Genomic DNA, 792 nt, shown 5'->3' with positions numbered 1-792 from the left:
CGTCAGTCACGCTGGTAGTCAGCGTGGCATCGCCCAGTGTCAGCTTCTCGAAGTTGTTAGCCGAAACCGACTCAAGTTTGTTGACGATGGCGTCCTGACCGCCAGTGAAGATGTCGTCCTTGGCGGTAACCACGGCAGTGCCGGTGGTGCCATTGGCCGGGATCTTGATCTCGGTGCCGTCGGAGAGCTTGAAGGTCAGCTCGCCGTGGTTGCTCATTGGCAAGCCAGCAGCGTTGGTCAGGGTCACGGTGTAAGTGACCTGGCCGCCCTCGGTGACGGTGGTTTTATCCACAGACAGAGTGGCGACCACTTCAGAAAGGGTGTCGCCAATGGTCACTTGGGCCTTGTCGCCGAGTACCAGGTTCTCGAAGGACTTGCCGTCAACGGTGGCGTTGTCGATGCCGACTTCCACAACTTGACCGTCTTTGTAGACGTCATCGCCTTGCGCAGCCAGCTCGTACGGCACGCTGGTGGTGCCCGCTTTGATCACCACGGTGTCGCCATTGCTCAGGGTCACGGTCAGGTCTTGTTTGAGGACCTGGTCGACCTTGACGGTGAACTTCGGTGCAGCGTTTTCCAGCACGTCGCCGTTGCTTTCGATGGTGACGGTGATCTTGTCGCCGTCAGCACCTGGCTCGTCAGTCACGCTGGTAGTCAGCGTGGTGTCGCCCAGTGTCAGCTTCTCGAAGTTGTTAGCCGAAACCGACTCAAGTTTGTTGACGATGGCGTCCTGACCGCCAGTGAAGATGTCGTCCTTGGCGGTGACCACAGCAGTGCCGGTGGTGCCATTGG

1 protein-coding gene is annotated in these 792 nt (G+C 59.0%); it reads right to left on the bottom strand.

From position 1 onward, the window contains the following. Positions 1-792, bottom strand: a 792-nt coding sequence (locus tag AACY45_RS27145) for an immunoglobulin-like domain-containing protein (protein ID WP_339548509.1), incomplete at both ends; no start/stop codon positions are given.

The sequence above is a fragment of the Pseudomonas sp. RA_35y_Pfl2_P32 genome (genome assembly GCF_963970735.1).
Classification (GTDB): Bacteria; Pseudomonadota; Gammaproteobacteria; order Pseudomonadales; family Pseudomonadaceae; genus Aquipseudomonas.
The sequence above is the reverse complement of the archived record's forward strand: the minus strand, read 5'-3'. Positions and strand labels throughout refer to the sequence as shown.